Genomic DNA, 6,942 nt, shown 5'->3' on the forward strand with positions numbered 1-6,942 from the left:
TTTCCTATGGATGAACTAACCACGACGCCCATCAACACGACGCCGCGTTAATATAGGTGTGCAGTGAATTAAAAATAATGAAAAAGCCACTAGCCACAGCAAAGCACTTATTTGCCAAGCAAGGTGAGGCCCAATAATAAAAGGGAGTAATGAACGAGTAATAGCGGCTACTAACACAAGTGCAAAAGCAACAGCCATGTAATGAGGAATAGCGAGTGTACGCCCTGTATGACCATGCGATACACGCGTCATCATTGCTAAAATCATCATACCTATTGTGCCAATAGTGATTAAGTGCAGCGCATCTTTAAATTGTATTGCACTGCTATAAAAGCTAAATGCAACCATCATTAACCCTACGCCTAACGCTAAGTAGGAAAAATGTAAAGACCATAACAACGGCACTCTCAATACCTTGCTATCCCACCAAAAACCAGCCCTGACCAGGTGAAGCGCAGCAACAGTTGCAACAACTAACGCAGGATTAATCGTGTTCAAAAACAACTTGTTGATGAAAAATAAAGTGATAGCCAAAATAGATAAATACATCACCGCTTTATCTATTTTAGGAGTGCGAACTTGTGCGGTTAACCCCAGACCTTTAGCGGTAAAAAATGGTAAAACGCGGCCCGCAACAATGCCAACTAGTAAAGTAATAACCAGCACTGCGGTATCAACCACACCAAGTGCAAGCTGCATGTTTTGTTGTAAAACAAGTATTAAATACAATACATTGAGCCCACAAAGCACAGCTAAAATAGCTAAAAACGGATAGTTACTTTTGCTATTGGCTTGTAATAACATATTAGCCAACGCGGTTATGGCGCCTAGCCACCAAATAACTTGTAATGTAAGTGCAGCATATAAATTAAAATGAGCAATATCTGGCAGTACTACAACAAATGCTAAGCGCGCTGCAAGCCATATAAACGTAAGCCACATAAGGGCTTTGCCACTTATGCTCGGCACGCCTGTCCACGTTTGTGCTGCGGTAAGTAAAAAGCCAACAGCTACAACTCCTGCAAAGCCAAACAGCATTTCGTGCGCGTGCCATAATGTCGCAGGTATCGATAAGTGCCAACTTGCATGGCCTGTTAAAATAAGTAGCCAATACCCCACTGACAAAAATGCCAATAAGCCACCGCCTAAAAAGAAAGGCCTAAAAGCTAGCATCCATAACGGCCATTGAGATACTTGATGAATAGCAACGCGTGCTGGCATTGGCTCAGTTAAGTTTATAGGGCGCATTATTTTATTTCCTGCCCTACACCATACTGAGCAAAAAAGTATTCAGCGCATGCTAGTGCCTCATGCAGTGAACTAAACTGTGTTTGATTATTTAAATTATTCAGCATTAGTGTGTTCATGGCGATCTCTGTAACTAACTACGTTACTTAGCTATTACACATACTGTGCCAACAAGTTTAATTAATTAAATTCAACATGTTAAATTAAATCACTTTGCAGTGTGAGTCTTTATGACCTACTATAAATTAACTCATAAAAACACAAATAGGTCATTTTGACGTGAACCAGCAATTCAACCTTACACAAGTTGCTCTAGAGCTTGCTCAAAGTACACTACACGAGCATAGCTTTGATCAATTACTAGCAACGGTTGAGCGGGTTATTCCAAGTGATGCAAGTGCGTTATTAGTGCTTCAGGGCGAACAATTAAAACCACTGGCAATTAAAGGATTAATGCCCGACAGTTTAGGCAGACGATTTAAAATAGTAGAACACCCTCGCCTAGAAGCTATTTGCAAAAGCACACTCGCGCTTCAATTTGCGCACGACTGCCCACTACCCGATCCATACGACGGATTACTATTAGCTAAAACCGGCGACATACCGGTACATGCATGTTTAGGTTTACCTCTTTATGATAAAAACGCGCTACTTGGCGTACTTACGTTTGATAGCCTTAACGCCAATGCATTTAACAGCATAAGCGCTGATACACTCAATACCTTACAAACGCTGTGTAGCGCGCACTTTAAAACGGCCTTAGAACTTGCCCATTACAAACAGCATGCACAGCACTCAAGTGCATTAGTACAAGAACTAAATCGTGAAGCATTAACACGTGACGGCGGTGAAATTATTGGTCAAAGTCCACTAATGAAAACACTTAAAAACGAAATTAAACTCGTTGCAGCATCTAACTTTAGCGTGCTGATATTAGGTGAAACAGGGGTAGGGAAAGAACTTGTTGCGCGTAACATTCACTTAAATTCAGCTCGAAAAGATCAACCGCTTATTCACTTAAATTGTGCATCGCTTCCCGAAAACCTCGCCGAAAGTGAATTTTTTGGTCATTCTAAAGGGGCTTTTACAGGCGCACTAAATTCGCGCCAAGGTAAATTTCAATTAGCTGATGGCGGCACGTTATTTTTAGATGAAATAGGCGAACTGCCCCTGGGCATGCAAAGTAAACTATTACGAGTGCTACAAAGTGGCGAAATACAAACGGTAGGAGAAGACACGCCAAAGTACGTAGATGTACGCGTCGTTGCTGCAACCAACAGAAATTTAAAAGAAGAAGTAGCTCAAGGTCGCTTTAGAGCCGATTTATACCATCGCCTCAGTGTCTACCCTATTACTGTACCACCACTTAGTAAACGCGAGCACGACATAACACTCTTAGCTGGTTATTTTATCGAGCAAACAGCCCGTAAATTAGGGATAAAACAATTAAAACTAAGCCCTGAAGCGCAAGTATTGCTTAATCAGTACAACTGGCCAGGTAACGTTCGCGAGCTTGAACACGTCATTAGCCGCAGCGCCCTTAAAGCAAAACAAAGCCAATGGCAAAATCCAATAATAACCATTACAAGCGAGCACTGTGACTTAACACCGAGTGCGCCGCAAAACTCTCTAGTAGCAAGCCAAAGTACAACCAACACCTTAATCAACCAACCTTTAAAGCAAGCTGTAGAATCGTTGCAATACAACGTAATTACCGAGCAATTAAAGAAGCATAACTACAACTGGTCAGCAGCAGCAAGAGTACTTGAATTAGATAGAGCAAACTTAGTACGCTTGGCTAAACGCCTAGGGATAGAAGTAAAAAAAACACTATAATCATTTAAAATACAGCTAAAACGCTGCTAAAACTATTGATTAGCAGCTAACTTACTAAAGTGTGTTTTTAACAACCCTGCAAAAGCTTGTACTTTAGCAGTACGATGCACTAAGTGATGCGTGACTAACCATACATCGGTAGGCCAGCTTAACTCACTGTGTAATATAGGCACTAAATCAGGATATTGCGCCGCTACGTCATGTTGTAATCCGCCAATGCCTAGCCCTTTAATGATTGCACGAGTCGCTTCTGCAGTTTCAGATACTCGCAGCTTTATTTGCGATGCAGGAATGTGCTCATCAGCCCATGCAAAATAAGGCACGCGGGCATTAAAACCAGCCACGCCCGATACAAAGTTATGTTGTTGTAAATCACTTAATAATTTAGGCATACCGTATTTATTAATGTAACGTTTATTAGCGTATAAACCCGATGAAAGCTGCGCCAAATGCTGAGCAATATAATCTCCTTCATCAGGCCTTGGGCCTGCACGCACTGCAATATGTGCTTGTCCGTGATCGAGCCTTAGCCTTTTTTGTTCTAAAATAACCTCAAGCTGCACTTGTGGATGTAGCGCCTGAAATTGCTCACATACATCACCAAGGACATCCATGAAGCCACTTACCGTCGTTAGCAACAAACTACCTCTAAGGGTGCTATCGGCCGCTACTATATCGTTATGTAACTGCTCTAAGGAGCTATGGATTGTTTGTGCTGTTGCAAATAACTTGGTGCCAATTTCAGTAACCTTGTAGCCACGAGCATGGCGATGAAAAAGCCGTGCATTTAAGTTTTTTTCAAGATTATTAATTCGCCTAAGCACTGTGCTGTGGTGCACATTAAGCTCCTCGGCGGCTGCTGTTAGCGTGCCTAACCGTGCTACTTCGAACGCAACTTTAACGTCTTGCCAATCTTCAAATTTTATCGCCATGCTGCCTACCTTTTACTTATGTGCATATACGCACATAAGTGTTGCGTTTATTAGGGTTTTCTACAAGTGAAATTTTGCTACATTAGTCATGTAACTTAAAACATTAAAAGGCCACTACCATGTCAGCACCAAAAATTATCGCCCTAGCTGGAAGCCTTCGCCAAGAAAGCTTTAATCAAAAAATTATTAATGAGGCAGCACGTTTTGCTCTACAAACAGGTGCTGAAGTAGAAGTAATAAAACTAAACGAATTAAACATCCCACTATTTAACGAAGATATTGAAGCGCAAGGTACACCAAGCGATGTACAGCTTTTAAAAGATAAGCTACGTACAGCCGACGGTATTTTACTAGCAAGCCCAGAGTACAACGGCTCTATTACCGCAGCGCTAAAAAATGCGATTGATTGGGCATCGCGCACAGAGCAAGGTGCTGTTCCTGCTTTTCGTAATAAAGTGGTCGCTTTATTTGCAGCATCGCCTGGTGGGCTTGGCGGCTTACGCGGTTTAAATCATGTGCGTGATATATTAAGCGGCATTGGATCGTTAGTACTTGCCGATCAACTTGCAGTACCCGCTGTGCACACACTGTTTAATGAGTATGGGCAAATAAATGAACCTGTAACGGCAGAAAAAGTATCAGCCCTCGCTCATCAGTTAGTAAGCGTTGCAAGTAAGTTAAGATAACTTGCACGCCTAAATAACTAATTACTTTGTCGCTGCTATTTTGGCGGCGATAAAGTCGGTATGCGTTACATATAAAAGCCCTGCTACTTTACGTATTACGTAGTCTTCTTGGGGATCTATTTCTCCATCGGCATACGCTAAGCGCCATAATAACTCTATTATTTCTATTCGCTGCTCCGCGCTACAATGCTCATTAATCTGTTTTGAAAACTGAAAGTAATCTATCGAATCATCTAAGCTACTTGCCGCATTATTAGTAAGCTCATTAACCTCAGTGTCTGTTAAATTAAAGTACTTTTTTAAGGTTACAGTCAGGGTTCGTTGTTCATCATGTTCAAGCTTGGTATCTGCGCGCATAACTTCAATTAATAATGCAGCAACCGCTGTTTTTAAGTCGTGCTCTTGCATACTTGGCTGCTGTTCATCGAATACAGCAAAAAGTTGTTTTATTTGTTTGAACATCACACTTTCCCTTTTTGGGTGTTAGACTAATACGTAAAGAAATCGACCTTATTACTCTTATTAATGGGTATAAAGTTCGCAAATTAAAGGATACATTTTATGAAAGGAATAAACACACCACGCTTATTTATAGGCGCTACGCTGGTGGCCCTTTCGAGTGCAAATACTGCACTTGCTGAAAAAGCCGAAACCGAGAAGCTCTACGACTTTGATAACAAAGTACATTACTACCAAACACAAATTGGCGAAGACAACTATAAAATAGAAATCCAGTCAGACGATTACAAACACTTTACCAATCAAAGTGTATTTTTGTTACGTCATGCTGACCGTCTATGCCGCGGCAATACCTTTATGTTGAAAGTACTTGAAGGCGTGCAAGAGTACGAACGCTTTCCAACAAAACCACGCGCTTACCAACCTGATTTAAGTGTTTTACTCCAATGCGAAACTAAAGAAGATACAAGTAAGGGTAAGTAACCTTATTTATAACCCCAAGGTGCTGATGGTGGAGTAATCGGTTTAGTTAAATCAAAATCCACCTTAAACTCACGTCCTTGGCGAATTAATCGATAAGTAAATACTTCTGGGTAAATATACATTTGCCATGTATTACCTACAGACTGCGCAAGACCTTGTTTTACAAATAACTCTTTAGAGTATTGGTCTGCTGGAAACGACTGTATCTGCGCAGACCCTGCATCAAGCGTATGGCCACCATACATAGTTGATGCGTCGTCTGTTCCATCTTTATGACGATGATCGTGCTTTAAACTCAAGCCGCTACCCGTTTTAGTTATGATCCACGTACGTGATGCATCGTCTCCTACATGAAACGGTACTTGTAACTCAGTCTCACCACATTTACGTACATGCATAACCAGTTTTTTATCTGTAAATGAGCTTGGGCCTTTCGCGTTATCTACCGCTACTTCACCTTCAAAAGCTTTACCACAATGCGCTGCAATACTATTAAAAAAGGCATCATGAGTAGGAATAGACACTAACGGTGCAGGGCGTGCAAAGGCTGTCGATGAAGCAAGTAATAAAGTTGCTGCAGTTAATAATTTCATTTGTTTCTCGTTATAGTTATTTTAAAACACCTGTAATAGTACAGTTTTCTTAAGTACTTTATTAGAAGTATCTAAATAAAAATGAGAACAGGACAACTAGATAAAATTTTAAGTAATGATTAACGACTAAATATCTCTGCACTCATTAACAATCCTACTTTTATAAATATTAATTGCACACTCCGAGATGTGATTTTAACGTCGGGAGTCGCTACGCTCGAACGACCCACGTGATGGATGTTGGTATGAGTGTGTGTTAACTGCGCACATTTCACTTTTCTGCAGATGTAAAAAAGCCCGACTATTTCTAGTCGGGCTCTCTACAATGTGAGGTCGGTTCGCTACGCAGTAGGATGTCGTAGTGCCCACAGCGGTAGAAAGTCGTAGTGCCCACAGCGGTAGAAAATCACAGTGAAATGCTACTGTATCGACCGACTGAGATATTGAGGGGTTTTGTTGCGATTTTCACATCGGGAGTCGCTACGCTCGCCCGGCCTACGAGATGGGTGTTGCTGTGAGTGGATGATAATTGCGCACATTTTACTTTTCTGCAGATGTAAAAAAGCCCGACTATTTCTAGTCGGGCTTTCTACAATTTGAAGCCTGGTAATGTCCTACTTTCACATAGCAAATGCTACACTATCATCGGCGCTGTTTCGTTTCACTACTGAGTTCGGCATGGAGTCAGGTGGGTCCAAAACGCTA

7 protein-coding genes and 1 rRNA gene are annotated in these 6,942 nt (G+C 41.4%); 3 read left to right on the forward strand and 5 right to left on the reverse strand.

Going from position 1 to position 6,942, the window contains the following annotated elements; all coding sequences use genetic code 11:
- Window positions 1-15: 15 nt before the first annotated feature.
- Window positions 16-1,248 (reverse strand): NnrS family protein, encoded by a 1,233-nt coding sequence (locus H5157_RS16440; RefSeq protein WP_182725090.1) that lies wholly within the window; start codon window positions 1,246-1,248, stop codon window positions 16-18.
- Between the two features lie 279 nt (window positions 1,249-1,527).
- Between H5157_RS16440 and norR the strand changes: the two genes are divergently transcribed.
- Window positions 1,528-3,084 carry a nitric oxide reductase transcriptional regulator NorR gene (norR, locus tag H5157_RS16445; RefSeq protein ID WP_154904118.1) on the forward strand — a complete coding sequence of 519 codons (1,557 nt, stop codon included), beginning with the start codon at window positions 1,528-1,530 and terminating at the stop codon, window positions 3,082-3,084.
- 32 nt (window positions 3,085-3,116) lie between these two features.
- Here the strand turns inward: norR and H5157_RS16450 are convergent, their stop codons facing one another.
- Window positions 3,117-4,016, reverse strand: a complete 900-nt coding sequence (locus H5157_RS16450) for a LysR family transcriptional regulator (protein ID WP_154904117.1) — start codon at window positions 4,014-4,016, stop codon at window positions 3,117-3,119.
- Window positions 4,017-4,135: 119 nt separating this feature from the next.
- Between H5157_RS16450 and H5157_RS16455 the strand changes: the two genes are divergently transcribed.
- Window positions 4,136-4,702, forward strand: coding sequence for an NADPH-dependent FMN reductase (locus H5157_RS16455; protein ID WP_182725091.1), 567 nt, complete (start codon window positions 4,136-4,138; stop codon window positions 4,700-4,702).
- Window positions 4,703-4,723: 21 nt separating this feature from the next.
- Here the strand turns inward: H5157_RS16455 and H5157_RS16460 are convergent, their stop codons facing one another.
- A complete protein-coding gene (locus tag H5157_RS16460) occupies window positions 4,724-5,164 on the reverse strand; it encodes a TerB family tellurite resistance protein (RefSeq protein WP_154904115.1) in 441 nt (146 codons plus the stop codon).
- Between the two features lie 99 nt (window positions 5,165-5,263).
- On the opposite strand from H5157_RS16460, the gene H5157_RS16465 reads away from it, so the two are divergent.
- Window positions 5,264-5,644: a hypothetical protein gene (locus H5157_RS16465; RefSeq protein ID WP_039489163.1), complete on the forward strand. Its 381-nt coding sequence runs from the start codon at window positions 5,264-5,266 to the stop codon at window positions 5,642-5,644.
- Between the two features lie 2 nt (window positions 5,645-5,646).
- On the opposite strand, the gene H5157_RS16470 is transcribed toward H5157_RS16465, so the two are convergent.
- Window positions 5,647-6,237 (reverse strand): hypothetical protein, encoded by a 591-nt coding sequence (locus H5157_RS16470; RefSeq protein ID WP_182712897.1) that lies wholly within the window; start codon window positions 6,235-6,237, stop codon window positions 5,647-5,649.
- 601 nt (window positions 6,238-6,838) lie between these two features.
- Window positions 6,839-6,942 (reverse strand): 5S ribosomal RNA (gene rrf, locus H5157_RS16475); the annotation flags it as partial.

Origin of the sequence: Pseudoalteromonas sp. SG43-3 (genome assembly GCF_014164385.1) — a bacterium.
Taxonomy (GTDB): Bacteria; Pseudomonadota; Gammaproteobacteria; order Enterobacterales; family Alteromonadaceae; genus Pseudoalteromonas; species Pseudoalteromonas distincta.

Bases quoted from the DNA above. Each gene is read 5' to 3' on its own strand.
- H5157_RS16450 (WP_154904117.1), bottom strand. From the start codon at position 4,016: ATGGCGATAAAATTTGAAGATTGGCAAGACGTTAAAGTTGCGTTCGAA.
- H5157_RS16440 (WP_182725090.1), bottom strand. From the start codon at position 1,248: ATGCGCCCTATAAACTTAACTGAGCCAATGCCAGCACGCGTTGCTATT.
- H5157_RS16465 (WP_039489163.1), top strand. From the start codon at position 5,264: ATGAAAGGAATAAACACACCACGCTTATTTATAGGCGCTACGCTGGTG.
- H5157_RS16470 (WP_182712897.1), bottom strand. From the start codon at position 6,237: ATGAAATTATTAACTGCAGCAACTTTATTACTTGCTTCATCGACAGCC.
- H5157_RS16455 (WP_182725091.1), top strand. From the start codon at position 4,136: ATGTCAGCACCAAAAATTATCGCCCTAGCTGGAAGCCTTCGCCAAGAA.
- H5157_RS16460 (WP_154904115.1), bottom strand. From the start codon at position 5,164: ATGTTCAAACAAATAAAACAACTTTTTGCTGTATTCGATGAACAGCAG.